The 21,366-nt window shown below is 75.0% G+C and carries 18 protein-coding genes; 8 read left to right on the top strand and 10 right to left on the bottom strand.

The genetic code is table 11. The features are described from left to right. The first annotated feature begins 341 nt into the window (after positions 1-341). Entirely contained in the window at positions 342-1,853 is a 1,512-nt protein-coding gene (locus ACFU7Z_RS14940) for a HEAT repeat domain-containing protein (protein ID WP_380777764.1), read from the top strand. A gap of 85 nt (positions 1,854-1,938) precedes the next feature. Here ACFU7Z_RS14940 and ACFU7Z_RS14935 read toward each other — a convergent pair whose 3' ends face one another. From ACFU7Z_RS14935 to ACFU7Z_RS14925, 3 genes are all read right to left on the bottom strand, one after another. Beyond that, complete coding sequence (locus ACFU7Z_RS14935; RefSeq protein WP_375876712.1) at positions 1,939-2,781, bottom strand: undecaprenyl-diphosphate phosphatase; 843 nt, start codon at positions 2,779-2,781, stop codon at positions 1,939-1,941. Between the two features lie 226 nt (positions 2,782-3,007). Continuing rightward, entirely contained in the window at positions 3,008-3,703 is a 696-nt protein-coding gene (locus ACFU7Z_RS14930; RefSeq protein ID WP_380777763.1) for a class I SAM-dependent methyltransferase, read from the bottom strand. An 82-nt stretch (positions 3,704-3,785) separates the two neighbouring features. After that, on the bottom strand, positions 3,786-4,319 hold the full coding sequence (locus ACFU7Z_RS14925) for a PadR family transcriptional regulator (protein WP_375876688.1): 534 nt from the start codon (positions 4,317-4,319) through the stop codon (positions 3,786-3,788). A 146-nt stretch (positions 4,320-4,465) separates the two neighbouring features. Here ACFU7Z_RS14925 and ACFU7Z_RS14920 point away from each other — a divergent pair, with 146 nt between their 5' ends. Then, positions 4,466-5,236: an alpha/beta fold hydrolase gene (locus tag ACFU7Z_RS14920; protein ID WP_380777762.1), complete on the top strand. Its 771-nt coding sequence runs from the start codon at positions 4,466-4,468 to the stop codon at positions 5,234-5,236. A gap of 30 nt (positions 5,237-5,266) precedes the next feature. On the opposite strand, the gene ACFU7Z_RS14915 is transcribed toward ACFU7Z_RS14920, so the two are convergent. The 5 genes from ACFU7Z_RS14915 to ACFU7Z_RS14895 all read right to left on the bottom strand — a co-directional run bounded on the left by ACFU7Z_RS14915 (position 5,267) and on the right by ACFU7Z_RS14895 (position 9,586). After that, entirely contained in the window at positions 5,267-6,130 is an 864-nt protein-coding gene (locus tag ACFU7Z_RS14915; RefSeq protein WP_380777761.1) for a biotin-dependent carboxyltransferase family protein, read from the bottom strand. A gap of 12 nt (positions 6,131-6,142) precedes the next feature. Further along, positions 6,143-6,775, bottom strand: coding sequence for a 5-oxoprolinase subunit PxpB (gene pxpB / locus ACFU7Z_RS14910; protein WP_380777760.1), 633 nt, complete (start codon positions 6,773-6,775; stop codon positions 6,143-6,145). After that, on the bottom strand, positions 6,772-7,548 hold the full coding sequence (locus ACFU7Z_RS14905; RefSeq protein WP_234348727.1) for a LamB/YcsF family protein: 777 nt from the start codon (positions 7,546-7,548) through the stop codon (positions 6,772-6,774). Before ACFU7Z_RS14905 ends, pxpB begins: the two co-directional genes overlap by 4 nt. A 175-nt stretch (positions 7,549-7,723) precedes the next feature. Then, the gene (locus ACFU7Z_RS14900; RefSeq protein WP_380743948.1) at positions 7,724-8,248 is read right to left on the bottom strand and encodes a hypothetical protein; all 525 of its coding nucleotides are present in this window, start codon (positions 8,246-8,248) and stop codon (positions 7,724-7,726) included. A 285-nt stretch (positions 8,249-8,533) separates the two neighbouring features. After that, entirely contained in the window at positions 8,534-9,586 is a 1,053-nt protein-coding gene (locus tag ACFU7Z_RS14895) for an IPT/TIG domain-containing protein (RefSeq protein ID WP_380777759.1), read from the bottom strand. Positions 9,587-9,771: 185 nt separating this feature from the next. On the opposite strand from ACFU7Z_RS14895, the gene ACFU7Z_RS14890 reads away from it, so the two are divergent. From ACFU7Z_RS14890 to ACFU7Z_RS14875, 4 genes are all read left to right on the top strand, one after another. Continuing rightward, positions 9,772-11,310: a hypothetical protein gene (locus ACFU7Z_RS14890; RefSeq protein ID WP_369808353.1), complete on the top strand. Its 1,539-nt coding sequence runs from the start codon at positions 9,772-9,774 to the stop codon at positions 11,308-11,310. Positions 11,311-11,401: 91 nt separating this feature from the next. After that, a complete protein-coding gene (locus ACFU7Z_RS14885; protein WP_049658421.1) occupies positions 11,402-12,277 on the top strand; it encodes a hypothetical protein in 876 nt (291 codons plus the stop codon). Between the two features lie 117 nt (positions 12,278-12,394). Beyond that, positions 12,395-16,957, top strand: coding sequence for a hypothetical protein (locus ACFU7Z_RS14880; protein ID WP_380777758.1), 4,563 nt, complete (start codon positions 12,395-12,397; stop codon positions 16,955-16,957). A gap of 19 nt (positions 16,958-16,976) precedes the next feature. Then, entirely contained in the window at positions 16,977-17,744 is a 768-nt protein-coding gene (locus ACFU7Z_RS14875; RefSeq protein WP_380777757.1) for a metallophosphoesterase, read from the top strand. Positions 17,745-17,759: 15 nt separating this feature from the next. Here ACFU7Z_RS14875 and ACFU7Z_RS14870 read toward each other — a convergent pair whose 3' ends face one another. Both ACFU7Z_RS14870 and ACFU7Z_RS14865 read right to left on the bottom strand, forming a co-directional pair. Next, the gene (locus ACFU7Z_RS14870) at positions 17,760-18,296 is read right to left on the bottom strand and encodes a hypothetical protein (protein WP_143204763.1); all 537 of its coding nucleotides are present in this window, start codon (positions 18,294-18,296) and stop codon (positions 17,760-17,762) included. Positions 18,297-18,492: 196 nt separating this feature from the next. Next, positions 18,493-19,188 carry a FadR/GntR family transcriptional regulator gene (locus tag ACFU7Z_RS14865; RefSeq protein WP_380777756.1) on the bottom strand — a complete coding sequence of 232 codons (696 nt, stop codon included), beginning with the start codon at positions 19,186-19,188 and terminating at the stop codon, positions 18,493-18,495. 217 nt (positions 19,189-19,405) lie between these two features. Between ACFU7Z_RS14865 and ACFU7Z_RS14860 the strand changes: the two genes are divergently transcribed. Further along, positions 19,406-19,960: a gluconokinase gene (locus tag ACFU7Z_RS14860; protein WP_380777755.1), complete on the top strand. Its 555-nt coding sequence runs from the start codon at positions 19,406-19,408 to the stop codon at positions 19,958-19,960. Positions 19,961-19,962: 2 nt separating this feature from the next. Next, positions 19,963-21,351: a gluconate:H+ symporter gene (locus tag ACFU7Z_RS14855; protein ID WP_380777765.1), complete on the top strand. Its 1,389-nt coding sequence runs from the start codon at positions 19,963-19,965 to the stop codon at positions 21,349-21,351. Positions 21,352-21,366: the final 15 nt, after the last annotated feature.

Below are 21,366 nucleotides of genomic sequence, written 5' to 3'. Positions count from 1 at the left end.
GTCCACGTGGGCGGCTCCCGGCGGGCGGGTGGCGCCTAATGGCATGTTCATGGCGGACCTATCGCTCGGTACACGGCCCGCGGTGTGCGGGCCGTTCGGACAGTGAGAAGACTGTCGCACAGCGTTGTCACCCCTGTGGGTGATTTCGACAGAACGCGGGCAAAATTTCCGCTGGCATATGCCACTGTGGCCGGAGCCGTCGTCGCCCTGTGTGCGGACGGGGGCCCGAGGCGGTAACCTTCGGTGATTCCGGCGCCCGGGCGCCCACCGCAGTACCGACCAGAGACCCCGGCGACGGAAATCCCGTTGCCACTCCGACCGCCGCAACGGATGCTGACCTCATGTTCGAGCCAGTGATAGCACCCAGTGCCAGCCTCCTAGGCCTCCTTCAGCGAGGCCGTGGTGACGGGCAGCTCCACGCGCTGGCCGCCGACCGTGCCGAGGCCATCGCCGCGCTGGAGGAGTGCGTCACCAGGGACCCGCGAGCCGACTGGCAGGTCGAGAGCCGCTCCCTCTACTACGCGCGCATCTACATGGACCTGGAAGCCCCCCTCGAGGGCATCGAGGACCACCTCCACTCCGCCGAGGACCTGGTCACCGACGACGAGAGCCGCACCGGCCTCGCCCTTTCCGTCCTGGGCCACCTCGCCGCGTACGGCCGGCGCGACGCGCTGCTGATGCTGCGCGAGTACGCCGCCACCGGCGCCAACTGGGCGTGGGCCCTCGACGAGCTGGCCCTGCGCGACGACGACCGCGGCCTGCTGCTGCTCGGCACCGCCGTACTGGACCACTTCGAGCCGGGCCCCGAGGGCGACGCCGAGCTGCGCGAGTTCATCCGCAACGCGTACGAGCCCCGGCCCTGGCGGCTCTGGGCGGCCTACCACCCCAGAGTGGCGGCGGCCAGCGAGCAGTCACCCTTCGACCTGTGGCAGCGCCAGATCAACCGCAGCGGGGTCACCCCCGGCTGGTCCACCGCCGACGTGCTGGCCTGGGCCGACCAGGGCGAACTCGGCGGCCTCGGCGCCGGCGCCTTCCTCGGCCGGCCCGACGCCCGCCCGGAGCCCGTGCGCGGCCCCGACTCGCCGTCCGGCCCCGACGCGGTGGACCGCCGCGCCGCCGCGGCCGCCCGCTGCCTGACCGCCGTGGTCCGGCCGGAGGACCGCCCGCTGCTGCTGGAAGCGGCCCGCGACGGCCTGCCCGGCGCCCGCCGGGCCGCCCTGCGCCACCTGGTGGAACAGCGCGACCCGGCCGCCGTCGAACTGATCGAGGCCGCCGCCGCGGACGTGGACGACCGGATCGTCCGGGCCGCCCTGGAGCTGCTCGGCCGGATGCGCGGCCCCGAGGTGCTGACGCAGGCGCGCCGCTGGGCCGACCCGGCCAGCGGCGGCGCCGACAGCGCGCTCGGCGAGGCCGCCGTCCAGCTGCTCGCCGACGCCGGGGAGCCGGCCGACGCGCCGCTGGTGGTGGCCGGGCTGCGCCGCTGGATCTCCGTGCGCGGGGTCAGCGGTACCGGGCTCGGGTCGCTGGTCGACGGTGCGGGGCGGCTGGCCGCCGCCGACGCCGTCCCGGTCCTGCGCCACGTCTACGGGGAGGCCGCCTCCTCCGAGCTGCGCGGACGCGCTGCCCAGGCGCTGGCCGCGACCGACGTGCACTTTCCCGAGGGGCCCGCCGTCGAGTGCCTCTGGGACTGCGAGGAGTCCACGCGTGAGCTCGCCGCGCGCCATGTCGCCACCACGGGCGACGCGCGTGTGCTGGAGCGGTTGCGCAGGCTTGCCGCCGACCCGGCCGAGGAGGCCGAGGTCCACGCCGCCGTACGCGGCCGGCTGACCGCCGCCCGGGAGTTCGGGCGTTAGGGTCCACAACGTTCGGTGGGCCGGGACACCGTGTCGGTGTCCCGGCCCACTCGTTTCCGCGGGTCCTGGTTTGTGGAACCCGGTTCTACTTCACCGCGCCCGCGTCCGGAGTCAGGACGCCGCCGACAACCAGTCCGATGATCAGAACGCCGAGCAGCACCCGGTAGACGACGAACGGCAGGAAGCTGTGCGTCGAGATGTACTTCAGGAACCAGGCGATCGCCGCGTAGCCGACCAGGAAGGCGATCGCGGTGGCCAGGATGGTCGGCCCCCAGGCCGGGGCCGGTCCCTCGCCGATCTTGAACAGCTCCAGCGCCCCGGAGGCGAGCACCGCCGGGATGGCGAGCAGGAAGGAGTAGCGGGCCGCCGCCTCCCGGCTGTAGCCGAGCAGCAGACCCGCGCTGATCGTGCCGCCGGAACGGGAGACGCCCGGGATCAGGGCCAGTGCCTGGGCGAAGCCGTAGACACCCGCGTGCGGCAGCGTGAGGTCGGTGATCGGACGGGCGTGGCGGACGGCCCGGGTGCGGTCGGCGAAGGCCAGGATCAGGCCGAAGACGATCAGCGTGGTGCCGATGATCCGCAGGTCGCGCAGGTGGGTCTCGATGGTGTCCTGGAACAGCTTGCCCAGGATGCCGATCGGCAGGGTGCCGATGATCACGAACCAGCCCATCCGCGCGTCCGGGTCCGAGCGCAGCGCCGGCCGGAACAGGGACAGTGCCCAGGTCTTGATGATCGAGGCGATGTCCCGGCGGAAGTAGATCAGCACCGCCGTCTCGGTGCCGAGCTGGGTGACGGCCGTGAAGGCCGCACCCGGGTCGTCCCAGCCGAGCAGGGCCGAGAAGACCCGCAGGTGGGCGCTGGAGGAGACCGGCAGGAACTCGGTGAGCCCCTGGATCAGGCCGAGGACGGCCCCGTGGAACCAATCGATCACCGGGCACCCGCCGGGGGTATCCGTCGGGCGAGGGGCAGGGGCGGCATGGGCGGGTCCTTGCGGGTCGGATGGGCGTGCGGGACCACCGTGACCCGCCCGGCCCGCGGGCCGCGCGCGAGCCCGGCGCGCGGCTGATGGTACGGGGTGAAAGTGACAGTTCTTTGTTCACCCTTTGTTCCGGCTTTGCGCACAGGGCCCCTGCCGCTCCGGCGGTGGCCGGGAGTTACAGCACCGGCCGCGCCCGGACCCAGGTGCGGTCCGCCGTCAGGTAGCGCTCGACCACCAGACCGGCCTCCGCGAGCGCCTGCTCGAACGCCTCGGTGCTGAGCGGTCGGGACAGGAAGGTCTGGGTCCAGGTGCCGTCCGGGAAGACGTACTCGAACCGCACGGAGTTGACGCCGTCGCCGACCGGCGTGGCGGAGACCAGCCGGGCCCGCCCGTCCGGGCCGATCGAGCTCTCCCGCGGCACGTTCCGGTGCCAGTCCTCGCCCTCGCGCTGCACCAGCACGCAGCCGTCCTCGGCGACGTGCCGGCGGCAGGTCTCCAGCAGGCCCCGGCGGACCGTCACGTCACCGGCGTGCACCAGGAAGGAGGCGAGCATGACGACGTCGAAGCGCTCGCCGAGGTCCAGCGCCTCGATCGGGCTGCGCACCGTGCGGACGTCCGGGCGGACCCGGGCCAGCATGTCGGCGGACTCGTCCACGGCCGTCACGGTGAAGCCCCGGTCGGTCAGCGGGTGCGTCATCCGGCCCACGCCGCAGCCGAGTTCGAGGATGTGCGCGCCGGGCGGCACCGCCGCCTCGATCACGTCCGGGGCGTCGCCCGCGGGGAGGCGGGTCCACACTTCGACGGCGCAGCCGTCCGGGGTGATCGCACCCTCGCCCGTTCCGTCGTAGCCATCGCGTCGTTCGTCTGCCATGCCGTTCATCGGAACACGGACGGGTGGGCGGGGAAAGAGGGCGTCGGCAGGCCGCGCGGGCCGCGGCGCGTTCGGGGTCGGCCTACCGGGGGCCGTCCTCCAGGTCGGCCAGGGTCGCGTGCAACCAGGCGAGTTCGGCCTCGGTGGTGGCGCGGGCGACGAGCAGCAGGCCGCGCCGGAAGGGGTCGTCGAACTCCTCGGCGCCGAGCGGGCGGTCGCCCTCGTAGAAGAAGCTGGCCGGCTCGGCGAGGAAGGCCAGTCGGCGGCGGAGCACGGCGGCCTGGGCGGCGGGGTCGGCGAGGTGCCGCAGGAAGGCGAGCAGGGTGAACCAGCGGTTCTCGTCGCTGACGTCGAGCGGTTCGGGCTCGCGCAGCCGGTCGAGCAGCGCGGCGCGGCCGGCTCCGGTGAGGTGCAGGGTGTGCCGGGGCGCGGCGGCGCTGCCCGGCTCGGTCTCGCGGACCAGCAGGCCGTCGGCCTCCAGACGCTTGATCGCGGGGTAGAGCGTGCCGTCGCTGATCGGTCGGACGTGCCCGGTGAGCGCGGCGAGGTGGCGGCGCAGCTCGTAGCCGTGCAGGGGGCGGTCGTACAGGAATCCGAGGATGGCGAGCTTCAGCATGGGGCCACTCTCCCAGATCCGTCCCTCGGGGCGTGGGTATCTCGCTATCGTGATACCTCGGGTTCGAGGTATGGTCCTGCTCGTCCGCCGGAAACCCCCGGGCCGGCACCCCGAGCCGGCCCCCCAGGAATGAGGAGCGAGTGAGCATGCGCGAGGCCCCCGTCACCCCGAACGGCGACCGGATCCGCTGGGTCGAGCTGCCCGGCGCCGAGCCGGTCCGGCTCTACCTGCACGGGCTCGGCTCCAGCTCGCCGGCCTACTTCGCGGCCGCCGCCGCCCACCCGCTGCTGGCCGGGCGGCGCTCGCTGCTGCTGGACCTGCTCGGCTTCGGCCTCAGCGACCGGCCGACGGACTTCGGCTACACGCTGGAGGAGCACGCGGACGCGGTCGCGACGGCGGTCGCGGCCGCCGGGCCGGACCGGGTCGAGGTGGTCGGCCACAGCATGGGCGGGGCGGTCGCGATCGTCCTCGCCCGGCGGCACCCGCACCTCGTCGAGCGGCTGCTCCTGGTGGACGCCAACCTGGACCGGATCGACCCCGACCGGCGCCGCCCCGGCAGCAGCGGCATCGCGGCCTACGACGAGGAGGAGTTCCTGGCCGGCGGCCTGGGCGAAGTCGCCGAGCGGGTCGGCCCGTTCTGGTGGTCCACCATGCGGCTGGCCGGGCCGGAGGCGCTCCACCGCAGCGCCCGCCACCTCGCCAGGGCGACCGAACCGACCATGCGCGAGCTGCTGCTCGGCCTCGACCTCCCGTGCACCTTCCTCCACCCGGCGGCGGACGGCGAGCCCGCCGGTGCCGACGCCCTCCGCGCGGCCGGAGTGCGGGTGGTCGCGGTGCCGGACTGCGGGCACAACATCATGGTCGACAACCCGGACGGCTTCGCGGCCGCCGCGGCGGAGGCGCTCGAACAGGGGTGAGCGGGGTCGTGGGTCGCCCGGTGCTCCCGCTCAGCGCTCCCGCAGGGGTACGAAGCGCACCGGCGTCCCCGGCCGGGCCTGGGCGGCGGCCGCGAGGTCGGCGGCCGGCACGACGCCGATCACCGGGTAGCCGCCGGTGGTCGGGTGGTCGGCCAGGAACACCACCGGCCGGCCGTCCGGCGGAATCTGCACCGCGCCCAACACCATTCCCTCGCTGGGCAGTTCGCCGTCCCGGGCACGCGCGACCGGCGGGCCCTCGGTGCGCAGCCCGACCCGATTGCCGGTCGGGGAGACCAGGTACCGGTCGCGGCCGAGGCGGGCCACCGCCTCCGGGGTGAACCAGTCAGCGCGCGGTCCGAGCCGCAGCCGCAGCACCAGTTCGGCCGGGGGAGCGGGCAGCGGCACCAGCTCGGGCCGGGCCCGGTACGGCGGCGGGGTGCCGACCGGCAGGCGGTCCCCGGCGGCCAACGGGGCCGGCCCGAGCCCGGCGAGCAGGTCCGTCGAGCGGCTGCCGAGCACCGGCGGGACGTCGATCCCGCCCGCCACCGCGAGGTATCCGCGCACCCCGGCCGTCGCCGCCCCCACCTCCAGCACTGCTCCGGCCGGCACCAGGACCGGTGCGCCCCAGGAGGCCGGCCGGCCGTCCACCCGGACGGGCGAGGGCGCACCGGTGACGGCGACCAGGACCGCCGCGACGGCCCGCAGCGCGACCCCGCCGAGCGTGGTCTCCAGCCCGGCGGCCCCGGGTTCGTTGCCCACCAGCCGGTTGGCCGCCCGCAGGGCCGGCTCGTCCAGCGCCCCGGCCCTCGGCACCCCGAGGTGGGCGACCCCGCGCCGCCCGAGGTCCTGGACCGTGGTCAGCGGTCCCGGTCGCTCCACCACCAGCTCGTTCAACTCGCCTCCCCCTCAGGCCCGTTCCGCGGTGAAGCGGACCCGGGTGCCCGGGGCGAGCAGGGCCGGGGGCTCGCGGTCGGCGTCCCAGAGGGCGAGCGCCGTCCGGCCGATCAGCTGCCAGCCGCCGGGGGAGGGGTGCGGGTAGACGCCGGTGTACGGGCCGGCCAGGGCGACCGAGCCGGCCGGGACGGAACTGCGCGGGGTGGCCCGGCGCGGCACCTCGTACGGCGCCGGGAGGCCGGTGAGGTAGCCGAAGCCGGGGGCGAAGCCGCAGAACGCGACGACGTACTCGGGCCCGGTGTGGATCCGGACGGCGGCCTCCACGGAGACCCCCCACAGTGCGGCGACCTCGGCCAGGTCGGCGCCGTCGTACACGGTCGGGACCTCCAGCAGCGGTCCGCGCGCCACCCCGGCCGCCGCCGCCGTCGGACGGGCGGTGCGCAGCAGGGCCGCGACCGCGTCGACGTCCGCGACGCCGTCCAGCAGCAGGGTGCGCGCGGCCGGGACCAGTTCCTCCACCGCACCGAGCGCCCCCGACTCCCGGCGCTCGCTCAGCCAGCCGTACAGGGCGGCCACCTCGGCCGTCCCGGGCAGCTCGACCAGCAGCGCCCGCTCGCCGACCCGGCGCACCGTCCCCGGTGTCACGTGAAGGCCTCCACCCGGACCCCGGCGGAGGCCAGGGCGCCGCGGATCCGCCAGGCGAGCTGGGCGGCGCCGGGGGTGTCGCCGTGGACGCAGAGCGAGCGGGCCTCGACGGCGATCCGCTCGCCGCCGGCGGCCTCCACCGTGCCGTCCCGGGCGATGGCGACGGCGCGGGTGATCACCGACTCGGGGTCGTGCACCACGGCGTCCGGCTCGCGGCGCGGCACGAGGGTGCCGGTACGGGTGTACGCGCGGTCGGCGAAGGCCTCTGCGACCACCGGGAGCCCGACACCCTCGGCCACCTCCAGCAGCAGCGAGCCCGGCAGGCCGAGCACGGGCAGCGGCCCGTCGCAGACCGCGCCCGCCCGCAGCACGCCGGCCACCACGGCCTCGGCCTGCTCGGAGTCGCCGACCACCCGGTTGTAGAGGGCGCCGTGCGGCTTGACGTAGGAGACCTTGGAGCCGGCCGCGCGGGCGAACACCTGGAGGGCGCCGATCTGGTACGCGATCTCGTCGGCGAGCTCCTCCGGGGGCACGTCCATCGCGCGGCGGCCGAAGCCGGCCAGGTCGCGGTAGGAGACCTGGGCGCCGATCCGGACGCCGCGCTCGGCCGCCAGCGCGCAGACCCGGCGCATCGTCGACGGATCCCCGGCGTGGAACCCGCAGGCGACGTTGGCGCTGGTCACCACCGACAGCAGGGCCTCGTCGTCGGTCAGGGTCCAGCGTCCGAACCCCTCTCCGAGGTCCGCATTGAGATCGATCACCGCATCGGCCACGCCCGTCCGCCTCCCAGCAGCTGTTGAGCCAGATGGTAGGGCCTGCGGATGAAGGCCGTTGCCCGTGACCCGGAGCCCCGCGGGCGCCGCGGCGTGTGCCCGGGGCCGCACGCCCCGGGGCGGCGCCGCGCGGGGTCGCGCCGGGGTGCGAGCCGGGCGCGCGGGCCGCCCGGGCTCAACCGGCGGTCGCCGGCCCCCGGAACGCGCGCTCCAGCGGGCGCAGCGCCCGCAGTACGACCAGGAGCGGGATGACACCGAAGACGCCGAACGACATATCGATGAATCGCCATGCCAGCGGGATCCCGCGCAGCGGGCCGCAGATCAGCGCCAGCGGGATGACGGCCCCGCAGGCCAGCACGGCCCAGCGGATCACCCAGATGTTGCGGACCGGGTCCTTGAGCGGCCCCCAGAAGGCGGCGGCGATCACCAGGTGGGCGAAGGCCAGCCAGTCGGTGCCGTAGGCCAGGAAGGGGTACCGCGCGTTGGTCTCGGCGACGCCCGTGTGGACCCGGTCGATCCAGGCCGTCGCGCCGGGGAGGTGATCGCTCAGCGGGGCGGCCGGGCCGGCGGCGAAGTCCGCCAGCCAGCGGGTCTCGGTCTCCAGCGGGAACGCGGTGAGACCGCTGAGCACCAGGCAGACCAGGAAGAACCAGAGCCACCGTCGGACCTTGCGAAGGATGACCGCCGAGTCGCCGTCCATCTCGCACACCTCCATGCCGAGCATGCCGAAGTGCAGGCGGAGCCTTGTCCCGCCTGCGCGGAACCGACTCTAGACCTATCTTTTGAACGTGTTCAACTGGCCTTCGGGGTGGGTGGGGGCCCAGGCGGGGACCGGCGGAGTCGGCGGGAAGGGTGGCCGGGGCCGCACCGGGTCGAGCCGGAGTCGTGCAGGGGACGCGGCGGCACTGCCCCGCCCCGAACGCGGCGGTGCCCGGGCTCCGCGGAACCCGGGCACCGACGGCGGCCAGTGCGCCGCGTACGGCCGCTACGCCGTGTAGGTGTACGTCACCGGCGCGCTGGTCCCGCCCGCCGTGGTGACCGTGACGTCCACCGGCCCGGGCTGGGTGCCCGCCGGGGCCGTGGCGGTGCAGGCGGCCGGGCCGCAGGAGACGTGGGTGGCCGGCACCCCGCCGAAGGCCACCGACCCGTACGTCAGGTTGCTGCCGAACAGGTACACCCGGGTACCGCCGGCGGCCGGGCCGGAGGTGGGAGAGACGCTGCTGAGCACCGGCGCGGCCGGGGCCGGCGGCGGGGCGCCGGTGTAGTCGAAGGTGACCGGAGCCGCGGCCGTGCCGCCGGGCGTCACCACGCTGACCGGGGCGCTGCCCGTGCCGCCCGGGGTGGTCACCGCGCAGGCGGTGTCGGTGCAGCGGCCGGGGGCCGGGACGCCGCCGACCAGCACCATGCCGTTGGCCAGGTTGCTGCCGCTGACGGTCACCGCGGTGCCGCCGGTGCCCGGGCCGGTGGCCGTGTCGAGGCCGGTGACGGCGGGGGCGGCCTGGACGGTCGCCGGCAGGGAGCTCTTGCTGCCGAGGTCGTAGCCGGAGACGTGCCCGGTCGGGTCGGTGTCGTTCGGGTTGGCGACCGTCGCGGTGATCGCGCCGACGATCGGCACGCCGGGCGTGGTGGCCAGGTTGAGCTTCATGAAGTTGTAGCTCCCGACCGGCCGGGTGCCGGTGAACACGGCCTCCAGGTGGCGGTGGTCGGGGGAGAGGGCGGTGGTGAAGGTGTAGTCCGCCGGTGCGGGGAAGAACATCGCACCGTCGGTGGTGACGCCGGGCGGCAGGTCGAGGGTGATGTGGGTCGGCCCGGTCAGGTCCGTGGTGCCGGCGACGGTCCAGGACACCGACATGTTTCCGGTGGTGAAGAACCCGCCGGGGTAGTTCCCGCTCTGCGAGACGGTCACGTGCTGGGCGGAGGTCGGGACCGCCGGGGTCGCGGCCTCGGCGGTGGCACCGGTGGCGAGGACGGCGCCGGTGGTGAGGGTGGTCACGGACAGCGCGGCGGCGAGGCCCGCTTTGGCCAGTCGGGTGATCATGGGTCGATCATCACCGAACCGGTGCGCGACCCTCACGGTTTTCTCGAATACCGGTTCGGGAATGGCGGAATCCCGTCGAAACCACGTTCCGAATCCGTCACCCGAACCGCCGCCCACCTGCCGCTCCGCCCGCCCGCAAGGTCCGTTTCGGTCGAACTCGGTGCGAACCTCTAATCTTGTCCACCGTGACCGCCATCGCAGACCCGCCCATCGAGCCCGGCCTCCGACCCCCGGCCGGCCCGGCCGCCGCGCGCCCCGCGCCCGGCCCCGCCGCCGACGAGGGCCTGGCCCGCCGGCTCAAGGCGCTGGCCTGCACCGCCCCGCTGCACGACCTGGACAACCGCAAGGTCAACCTGGCCGGCGAGTACGGCGGCTACGCGATGGCCGAGGTCGGCCTCGCCGCGATCGACCTGGTCACCCTGCACATGGACTTCGACACCGGGGCCGACCGCGAGATAGTGCTCGCCCGGCTGCTGCCCCGGGTCGCCGCCCAGGCCGTCGGCCGTCCCGCCGTCGAGCACGAGCGGGTCGCCCGCTGGGTGCTGGAGTCGCTGATCAACGTCGGCAGCGTGGACCGCGGCTTCCGCGCCGTCTACGGCACCTTCGGCGCGGACGGCGAGTACGTCCGCCGCGACTACGACTTCAAGCTGATCGAGGAGGTCCCCGGCCCCGACGGCGGCGTCTACCTGCGCACCACCGACGAGGCGGTCAACGTCCTGGTCGGCGCGCTCGACACCGACGTCACCTCGGCCCAGATCGCCGCCGAGGTCAAGCTGGAGGTGCTGATCCGCCGCGGCCGCCTGGCCGACGCCCAGCTCGCCGCCGAGCAGGCCCGCTACCGCACCGTCCAGTACGCCGAGACGCTGCGCCGCGCCCTGGACGCCACCCGCCGCAACGTCCGGGCGGTGGACTGGATGCGCGCCATCCCCGATCTCATCGAGGAGGCGCTGGACCACATCGCGGACCGCTACCGGCACGAGAACGCGATTCTCACCAACATCCGCAAGGCCCGCGACGAGGCCGAGGACCCCGAGCACAAGCGCCGCGCCGCCGAGCTGGTCGACATCGTCAAGGACTGCATCCGCCGCCACACCCAGCTCCAGACCCGCCTGCTGGAGGCCGGCCCGCTGTTCCGCGCCGAGCAGGACCGCCAGGCCTTCGCCGCCCCCGGCGCCCGCAGCGGCATCGACCTCTACGGGCAGCTGCTCGCCCCCGTGCTGCGGCTGCCGATAGAGCAGGCCGTCCGCCCCACCGGCGCGTTCTTCGCCCGCGGCGCCGGTCTGCGCACCCCGGTCTCGGTGCGGGTCGCCGACCTGGTCGACCTGCTGCTCACCCCGCCGGTCGAGCGCGAGCACCTCGGCGCCGAACTGCCCGACCCGGACCTCGTCGCCACCCCGGACGACAGCCGGTTCTCCGAGGCCCAGCTGGAGTCCGCGATGCTCCTGCTCGACCTGCCCCCGGACGCCCCCCGCCGGCTCTCCGGCCTGCTCGCCGACGCCCGCAAGCAGGACCCGGACCTGCCGTACCTGGTCGCCCTGCTCGCCGTGCACGCGGCCAGCCCGCCGGTCGGCACCGCCTACCGCCAGGGCGAGGAGCGGCTGCTGTTCGCCGTGGACGACGGCACCCCGCTGCGCGACCGGGAGTTCGGCGGCGCCGACCTGATCGTCGGCAGCGCCCTGCTCGACGCGGTCGGCATGGCCGCCGACCGCAAGGACGCCGGCTGACCGGCCGGGAGCACACGTTGCCGGGACCAACCCCGCCGGGACCAACCTTGACGAACCGTAACCACCGCGCCACCCCCGAGGAGCACCGCCCGTGACGACCCACCACGACACGTCCTGGGCGGCCGAGACCGAACCCGCGGCCCCCGCGCCGATCACCCCGGCCGACGTCGCGGACGCCGCCCGACTGGTCTCCTTCGGCCTCCAGGCCAAGCTGCTGCCCGCCCGCGACGCCGAGTACGCCGACCTGGTGCGCCGCCACCGCGAGGACCCGCCGTTCGCCCGGCTCGCCGACGCCATCGCGACCGGCATGGGCCTGGTCGTCCTGGAGGTCTCCCCGCGGGCCGGCATGGCCGTGGCCGCCGCCGAGGACTCGCTGTTCGCCGTCCGGATGGGCGACTACTCGCGCCGCGCCGCCTCCGAGTCCACCGACCGCTTCCTGCACGGCCTCGCCCACCTGGCCGTCGCCGCGATGGCCTTCCCGCGCCCCGAGGACCTCGCCGACGACGGCTACCTCGGCCGGATCACCGTCAACGGCGTCGACTCCTTCGTCCGCCAGGCCTGCCGCCGCCTGGAGGAGCAGGCCGACGCGGACGGCGCCAACACCGACCCGGCCTCCGACGCCCCCGGCCTGGAGGCCGCCTGGCGGGTCTGGGCCCGGCGCACCGCCACCGGCGCCACCAAGGACGCCCGCCGGCTCTCCGGCTCCACCATCGGCATCGTCGCCAAGGCCGTGCTGTTCCTGGTCGACTCCGGCTTCCTCCAGAAGGTCTCGGACGACTCCGGCGGCACCTACCGCACCACCGCCCGCTACCAGCTCCAGGTGCGCGACCTGGCGGGCAGCGCGGCCATGGCCGAACTGCTCGACCTCGGCATCGTCCCGGTCTCCGACGGCACCGCCAGCCTGCTGCCGCCGGACACCGGCGACGAACTGGTCGCCGACGCGGGGCTGCCGTTCCACTCCCTCTGAGCCCCGGCGCCCGGAGCCCACCCGCTCCGGGCCCACCGCGCCGGCCCCGGCCCACTCGCCCCGATCCGGCCCGCCGCCCATCCCTCACGCCACGCAAGCCACGGAGAACAGCCGCACATGTACGAGCTCAACCGGGTCCGCCTCTACTCGATCGGACCGGCCGGCGCCCGCTACGCCGACACGGTGCTCGACCTGCGCGGCGTCGGCGAGCCGGTCGCCGACCCGGCCCCGCAGCAGATCGGCCTGTTCGGCGAGGAACCCGACGGCCCGGTCCGCCGCCCCGCCCCGGCCGGCGTGCTCTTCCTGGAGAACGGCGGCGGCAAGTCCGTCCTGCTCAAGCTGATCTTCTCGGTCATGCTCCCCGGCCACCGCAACACCCTCGGCGGCGCCAGCTCCGGCGTGCTGCGCAAGTTCCTGCTCGCCGACGACTGCGGCCACGTCGCCCTGGAGTGGCAGCACACCGTCACCGGCGAGCCGATCGTGGTCGGCAAGGTCAGCGAGTGGCGCGGCCGCCAGGTCTCCTCCGACCCGCGCAAGTTCGCCGAGACCTGGTACTCCTTCCGCCCCGGCCCCGGCCTGACCCTCGACTCGCTGCCGGTCGCCGAACGGGTCAGCCTGGCCGGCGACCAGAAGGCCCGCGGCCGCCGCCGCACCATGAAGGGCTTCCGCGACGCCCTCACCGAGGCCGGCAAGGCCCACCCGCACCTCGACCTGGTCTTCGAGGACGGCCACGACCGCTGGACCGAGCACCTCGGCGAACTCGGCCTCGACCCCGAACTCTTCCGCTACCAGCGCGAGATGAACGCCGACGAGGGCGAGGCGGCCGGCCTCTTCGCGGTCAAGCACGACAGCGACTTCACCGACCTCCTGCTGCGCGCCGTCACCGACACCCGGGACACCGACGGCCTCGCCGACCTCGTGCACGGCTTCGCCGCCAAGCTCGGCCGCCGCGCCGAACTCACCGCCGAACGCGACTTCACCGCCGGCTCGCTGGACCTCCTGGAGCGCATCGCCGAGGCCACCACCGCCCGCGAGACCGTCCGCGAGGCCCACCGCACCGCCGAGCGCCGCACCCGCCGCCTCGCCCACGCCCTCGCCTCCCGCGCCACCGCCGAACGCGACCGCGCCCAGGACCTCGCCATCGAGGTCGCCGCCGCCGCGGGTGCCGTCACCGCCGCCGAGGCCGACCGCACCCGGCACAGCCTGATCACCGACGAACTCACCCACCGGCACGCCACCCTGAGCCTCACCGCGGCCACCGCCGAGGCCGCCGCGCTGCGCCGCGAACTCATCGACGCCCGCACCCTGCACTCCGCCTGGCAGGCCGCCGAGGCGGTGCTGCGCCAGCGCGCCGCCGCCGACCGGGTCGCCCGGGTCGCCGCCGCCATCCGCGAGGCCGAGCTGGACGCCGCCCCCGCGCTCGCCGCCCGCGCCCGCGCCGCGACCGCCCTGGCCCGCGCCCTGGAGGCCGCCGCCGCGGCCGCCGAGTCCCGCGCCGACACCGAGGAGGAGCGCGCCGGCGAACTCCAGCAGGACGGCGGCAAGGCCCAGACCGACGCCACCGAGGCCGCCACCGCCGCCCAGAAGGCCCGCAGCGAGGCCGACCACCTGCGCCAGCGCCTCGCCGAGGTCGAGCAGGAGACCGAGGCCGCCGTCGCGGCCGGCTTCATCGACGCCGACGGCGACGTGGACCCGGCCCGCGCCGCCCTGTACGCCGCCGACGTCGAGAAGGCCGCCTCCGCCGCGCTCGCCCAGGCCCGTACCGCCGCCGAGTCCGCCGCCGCCCGGCTGCGCGAGTCCGCCGCCGCCACCTCGCGCGCCGAACTCGCCGCCGAGCGGGCCGGCGACGCGCGCAAGGACGCCGCCCGGTCCCTCGCCGCCGAGCAGCGCACCGCCGCCCTGCTCGCCACCGAACAGCGCCTCGCCGACCTGCTCTCCCTGACCCCCTACCAGGAAGGCGCCGAGGAGGACGCCGGCTTCCTCACCCCCGCCCTGCTCGACCGCAACGCCGAGTACCTGCGCGAACTCCTCGACGAGTCCATCGCCACCGCCGAACGCACCCTGTTCGACCTCCGCACGGCCGCCGCCGACGACTCCCGCATCCTCGCCGCCCTCGGCGACGGCGGCCTGCTGCCGCCCGGCCCGGACGTGCTCGCCACCGTCGAGTACCTCGCCGAGCACGGCATCCCGGCCCTGCCCGGCTGGCGCTACCTCGCCCAGTCCGTCGACCCGGCCGACCACGAGGCGATCCTCGCCGCCCGCCCCGAACTGGTCGACGGCGTCGTCGTCACCGACCCGTCCTCGCTGGAGCGCGCCCGCGAGGCCCTGCAGGCCGCCGCCCTGCTGCCGCGCTCCACCGTCGCCGTCGGCGCCGCCGCCTCGCTGATCGCCCCGATCACCGACGAGCCCGCCTTCTTCCTCGTGCCGCCGAACCCGGCCATGCACGACGAGTCCGCCGCCGACGGCGAGCGCCGCGAACTGCGCGCCCGGGCGAGCGCCCGCGAGGAGCACATCCGCGAACTGGCCGGCCGCCTCGGCGCCGACCGCGCCCTCGCCGCCCGCCTCGCCTCCTGGCACGCCAGCTGCCCGCCCGGCACCCTCGCCGAACTCGCCGCCGCCGCCGAGGCCGCCCGCGAGCACGCCGAGCAGGCCGCCGCCGCCCTGGCCACCCTGCGCGCCGACCACGACGAGGCCGAGACCGACCACACCGCGGCCGCCTCCGCCCACGAGGAGCACCGCGAGGCCGCCCAGCGCGCCCGCCGCCGCGCCGACGCCCTCTCCGGCCTCGCCTTCCGGCTGCGCGAGCGCGCCAACTGGGCCCGCCGCCAGCGCGAACTCGCCGAGGACGCCGCCGAGTGCGACCGCCGCCAGGCGCTCTGCGCCGAACGCGCCCGCACCTGCGACGAGGACCGCCGCGCCGCCCAGCGCGCCGCCGACGACGCCCGCCGGACGGCCCGCGCGCTGCGCGCCGAACGCGCCGAGATCCCCGCCGCCGAGCAGGCCGACGAGCCCGCCGAGACCGCCCCCGCCGCGCTGCCCGCCCTGCGCGAGGCCTACCGCGCCGCCTCCCAGCTGTACGAGAAGGTCGGCGTCGGCGCCGACCTGCGCGCCGAACAGGCCCGCGCCGAGGGCGACGAGGCCGCCGCCGCGACCGAACTCGACCGCCTCACCAACAAGGTGCGCACCCGTGCCGAGGAACTCCTCGGCAGCCCCGACGGTGCCGACGGCCCGGCCCGCCAGGCCGCCGCCGCCCGCGCCGAGGAACTGGTCGCCACCATCGAGGCCCGCTCCGCCACCGCCAGCGAGCAGCTCGGCCGGCTGCGCGGCGAGGCCGAGCGCTCCGCCCCCGCCGACGGCGAGGCGCACACCGAACTGCCCGAGGACCTCGTCCCCACCGATCCGGAGCACGCCCAGGCCCTGCTGCGCACCGCCACCAGCCGCCTGGCCGAGCGCCGCGAGGCCCTGGACGCCGCCCGCACCGCCCACGCCGACCTCCAGCGGACCTTCGACACCGCCCAGGCCTCCGCCGCCGACTTCGACGAGCTGGCCGGCCAGCTCCGCGACGGCCTGCGCGACCACCAGGAGGACCCGGACGACCCGGTCGAGCCGTACCTGGGCTCGCTGACCGAGGCCCGCACCGGAGCCACCGAGGCCCGCCGCGCCCTGCGCACCGCCGCCGGTGAACTGTCCTCCTCCGAACTCGCCGTCCGCGACACCGCCGACGCCCTGGTCCGGCACGCCAACGCGGCCCGCTACGAGGCCGTCCGCACCCCCGCCCGCCAGCAGATCCGCGAACTGCCCGCCTCCGCGCTGCCCGAGCACGCCGCCGCCTGGGCCACCGCCTTCGCGCCCCGGCTGCGGGTGCTCACCGACGAGCTCGCCCAGCTGGAGAAGAACCGCGGCTCGATCGTGGACCGGCTGCGCGGCCTGGTCGAGTCCTCGCTCACCACCCTGCGCGCCGCCCAGCGGCTCTCCCGGCTGCCCGAGGGCCTGGGGGAGTGGTCCGGCCAGGAGTTCCTCCGGATCCGCTTCGAGGACCCGGACCACGCCACCCTGGTCGAGCGCCTGGGCGAGGTCATCGACGAGGCCACCCGCGCCGCCGTCAGGAAGAACAGCGACCTGCGCCGCGACGGCATGTCCCTGCTGCTGCGCGGGGTCGCCGCCGCGATCGGCCCCAAGGGCGTCAGCGTCGAGATCCTCAAGCCCGACGCGGTGCTGCGCGCCGAGCGGGTCAGCGTCGGCCAGATGTCCGACGTCTTCTCCGGCGGCCAGTTGCTCACCGCCGCCATCGCGCTGTACTGCACGATGGCCGCGCTGCGCGCCAACGACCGCGGCCAGTCCCAACTGCGGCACGCCGGCACGCTGTTCCTGGACAACCCGATCGGCCGCGCCAACGCCACCTACCTGCTGGAGCTCCAGCGGGCCGTGGCCGACGCGCTCGGCGTCCAGCTGATCTACACCACCGGCCTGTTCGACACCACCGCGCTCGCCGAGTTCCCGCTGGTGATCCGCCTGCGCAACGACGCCGACCTGCGGGCCGGCCTCAAGTACATCTCGGTCGAGGAGCACCTGCGCCCGGGCCTGCCCGCCGCGCCGGACCCGGACGGCCCGACCATCCACGGCGAGATCACCGCCACCCGGATGTTCAAGCGCCCCGCGGAGGTTCCCGCCCAGCCGTGAACTGGCTAGCGTGATCGTCATGCTGACGATCGCCCACCTCAGTGACATCCACCTCGGCCAGGACCAGGGCCGGGACGACGGCAAGCGTGCCCGCCGGCGGGCCGAGCAGGTGATGGCGTACCTCGACGCCCTGCCCGGCCCGCTGGACGCGGTGCTGGTCACCGGCGACCTCGCCGACCAGGGCCTGCCGGAGGAGTACCGGCAGGTCGCAGAGGTCCTGGTCTCCCGACACCCGGTGTTCACCTGTCCGGGCAACCACGACTCCAGGTCGCCGTACCGGGAGGTGCTGCTCGGCGAGGCGCCGGGGGAGGAGCCGGTCAACCGGGTGCACCGACTGCCGGGCGCCGACGTGCTGATGCTCGACTCCTCGATACCCGGGCAGCACGACGGCCTGCTGGACGAGCCGACGCTGGACTGGCTGGACGCCGAACTCGCCTCCGGCCGCACCGAGTTGCCCGCCCTGGTGGCCTTCCACCACCCGCCCGTGGAACTGCACCTGCCGTACGTCGACCCGATCCGCCAGTTCGGCGAGGAGCGGCTGGAGCGGGTGCTGCGCCGCCACCCCCGGGTGGCCGCCCTGTTCTGCGGCCACGCGCACACCTCCGCGGCCACCGCCTTCGCCGGCCTGCCGCTGCTGATCGCGCCCGGCGTGGTCTCCACCGTCACGCTGCCCTTCGAGGGCGGGCCCGGCATCTCCTTCGACCACCCGCCGATGCTGGCCTTCCACGTCCTGGACGAGGACCGCCGGCTCACCACCCACTACCGGGCGCTGCCGCTCCGGGACTGACCGATCCGCCTGGTGCTACGGGTGGTTGGGCTGCACCCGGGCCTGGCGCGGCGGCTGCTGCGGTGGCTGCCGCGGCGGTTGGTAGGGCTGCTGGTACGGCGGTCGGGGCGGCTGCTGGTTCCCGTACGGCGGCTGCCCCGACCCGTACGGCTGGGGCTGCTGCCGCCCCGGCCCGTACGGCTGCGGTTGCGGCTGCGGCGACTCGTACGGCTGCCGGTACACCGAGGACGAGCCGGGCCGGGGGAACGGCCGTGCGGCCAGCGGTTCGGAGGGTGCCCGGCTGCCCGCCATCGGGTGCGCGGAGCCCGGCGACTGCATCCGCTGGGCCGCGACCTGGCGGGAGATCAGGATCTCCACCAGGCACCACATGGTGCCGAACACCCCCAGCCCCATCGCCAGCAGCGCGGGCGTCAGCAGCCAACTGTCCGCGTACGAGGCCAGCGTCGCCACCACGACGCCGACCAGGGTGAAGGACAGGCAGAGCACCGCCCGGACTGCGGCGGCGCGTACCTCGTCGGGTAGGCGGCGACGGCGGCGGCGTGGCACGGACATCGAGCGACCCCCAGGCGCGTGGCGCGTGTTCGGTGAAGCATACGGAACGGGCGCACACGAAACGCGCCCCCTCGGCTCACTCTGCCCCGCCGAACCAGGACTATGCCTCCATAACCGCCGAACTGCCGCCAAACCGTGCCATCCGGGCCGTCATTGCCGTCCCGGCAGGCCTGGCAGGCGCCTCCGGCGCCCCGGTTCAGTCCAACTGGGCGTTGAGCTCCTCCAGCGCGCCGCTGACGATCGTCCGCATCGCCCGCTCGGCGTGGCCGGCGTCCTTGGCGCAGATCGCCTCCGCGACCTCGCGGTGCAGCCGGATCGCGTACGACTCCGGCTGATCGGGCATCAGATGGTACTCGGTCCGGCCGGTGAGCACCGCCGCGACGGTGTCCCCGAGGTGGGCGAACATCTCGTTGCCGGAGGCGCGCAGCACCAGGGAGTGGAAGGCGATGTCGTGTTCGAGGAAGGTGGCCAGGTCGGCGGCCCGCGCGGTGACCGTCAGATCCACGGCCAGTGAACTGAGTTGGCGCCGGTCGTCGTCGCTCGCGTGGGTGGCGGCGAGCGCGGCCGCGGCCGGTTCGACGGCCACCCGCAGGGAGCCGAGCGAGCGCAGCTGGGCGGGCCGGTCCGAGCCGGCCAGGCGCCAGCGGATCACCATCGGGTCGAAGACGTCCCAGACCGACTTCGGCTGCACGGTGATCCCGACCCGTCGCCGGGACGCCACCATGCGCATCCCCTCCAGGATCCGCACCGTCTCCCGGACCACCGTCCGGGAGACCCCGAACCGGTGCTCCAGCTCCTCGCCGCGCAGCACGGCCCCCTCGGGGACCTCCCCCGACGCGATCGCCGGTCCGAGCTCGTCAAGCAGCCGCCCGGGCAGCCCCTGGATCTCCATCCGCCCAGGGTAGACGCCCGCCCCGCGCGCGTTCACGTCGCCCTGTGGCGGTGGTCGTGCCGCCCCGCGGTCCGGGTCGTGCCGCCCCCGCGGTCCGGGTCGTGCGTCCTGCGACCCAGACCACACCGCAAAAGTATGACGATTTGGTTTCCGCCACTTGAATACGTCATATCTTTGAGGCGATAGTGGCGGCCAGGCAACGAAGGAGCACCACCCCATGGCTCTCAGCGTCGAGAACCACGACTTCCCGCAGTCCCCCCTCACCATCGTGGTGATGGGCGTCTCGGGCGTCGGCAAGACCACCCTGGCCCGCCTGCTGGCAGACCGCCTCGCCCTCCCCTTCGCCGAGGCGGACGACTTCCACCCGGCGGCCAACATCGCCAAGATGTCGGACGGCATCCCGCTGGACGACGAGGACCGCGCGCCCTGGCTGCGCGCCATCGGCGCCTGGCTCAAGGAGCGGGCCGAGGCCGGTACCGGCGGCGTGGTGACCTGCTCGGCGCTGAAGCACCGCTACCGCGACATCCTGCGCGCGGACGCCCCGGGAGCCTTCTTCCTGCACCTCAGCGGTGGTCACGAGCTGGTCGAGGACCGGCTCTCCCACCGCACCGGCCACTTCATGCCGACGTCGCTGCTCGACTCCCAGTACGCCACCTTGGAGCCCCTGGGTGCGGACGAGCGCGGCGCCGCCCTGGACGTGGGCCCGTCCCCCGAAGAACTCGTCGAGATGGCCGTGGCGCTGCTGCGGCCCGTCAATGGAGACCTCGCGTGAGCATTGCCCCCACTCTGCTGGCGGCCGCCCCACCGGCCCTGCCGCACACCAGCAGCGACTCCCAGCTGCTGATCGCGGTGCTGCTCAGCATCGGTGCGATCGTCGTACTGATCACCAAGCTGAAGCTGCACCCGTTCCTCGCCCTCACGCTCGGCTCCGGTCTGCTGGCCGCCGTCGCGGGCGCCCCCTTCGACAAGCTGCTCAGCAGCTTCTCGACGGGCTTCGGCTCCACCGTCGCCAGCGTCGGCCTGCTGATCGGCCTCGGCGCGATGCTCGGCAAGCTGCTCGCCGACTCGGGCGGCGCCAACATCATCGCCGACACCGTGCTCTCCCGCACCGGCAACAAGGCGCTGCCCTGGGCGATGGCGCTGATCGCGGCCGTGCTCGGCCTGCCGCTGTTCTTCGAGGTCGGCGTCGTACTGCTGATCCCGATCGTGCTGCTGGTCGCCCGCCGCGGCAACGTGCCGCTGATGCGGGTCGGCATCCCGGCCCTGGCCGGCCTGTCGGTGCTGCACGGCCTGGTGCCCCCGCACCCGGGCCCGCTGGTCGCCGTCGACGCGCTGAAGGCCGACCTCGGCATCACCCTGGCGCTCGGCCTGCTGATCGCCGTCCCGACCCTGGTCATCGCCGGTCCGCTGTTCGCCCGGGTGGCCGAGCGCTGGGTCGGCCCGCTGGAGATCCCGGCGGCCACCGCCCCCGAGGAGACGGCCAAGCACGACCGCACCCCCTCCTTCGCCGCGGTGCTGGCCACCATCCTGCTGCCGGTCGTGCTGATGCTCGGCAAGGCGCTGGCCGACGTGGTGATCGACAACCCGAAGGCGCTGGGCCAGCGGGTGTTCGACTTCATCGGCTCCCCGCTGATCGCGCTGCTCGCCGCGACCCTGCTCGGCATGGTGACGCTCGGCAAGGCGGCCAGCTTCGACAAGGCCCGGGTCTCCGACACCGTCGGCAAGTCGCTCGGCCCGATCGCCGGCATCGTGTTCATCGTCGGCGCGGGCGGCGGCTTCAAGCAGACCCTGATCGACGTGGGCGTCGGCAACGCGGTCAGCGAGTGGTCCGGCAAGTGGCACATCTCCGCGCTGCTGCTCGGCTGGCTGATCGCCGTGCTGATCCGCCTGGCCACCGGCTCGGCGACGGTCGCCACGATCACCGCGGCCGGCATCGTCTCCCCGCTCGCCGCGAACATGTCCTCGACCCACGCGGCCCTGCTGGTGCTCGCGATCGGCGCCGGTTCGCTGTTCCTCTCGCACGTCAACGACGCCGGCTTCTGGCTGGTGAAGGAGTACTTCGGGATGAGCGTCGGGCAGACGCTGAAGTCCTGGTCGGTGATGGAGACGGTGATCTCGGTGGTCGCCATCGCCCTGATCATGCCGCTCAGCCTGATCATCTAGCGCGCGAAGCAGCAC

This window comes from Kitasatospora sp. NPDC057518, from assembly GCF_042802075.1.
Classification (GTDB): Bacteria; Actinomycetota; Actinomycetes; order Streptomycetales; family Streptomycetaceae; genus Kitasatospora.
Note: the sequence above shows the minus strand (reverse complement) of the source record. Positions and strands in the feature narration are given on the sequence as shown.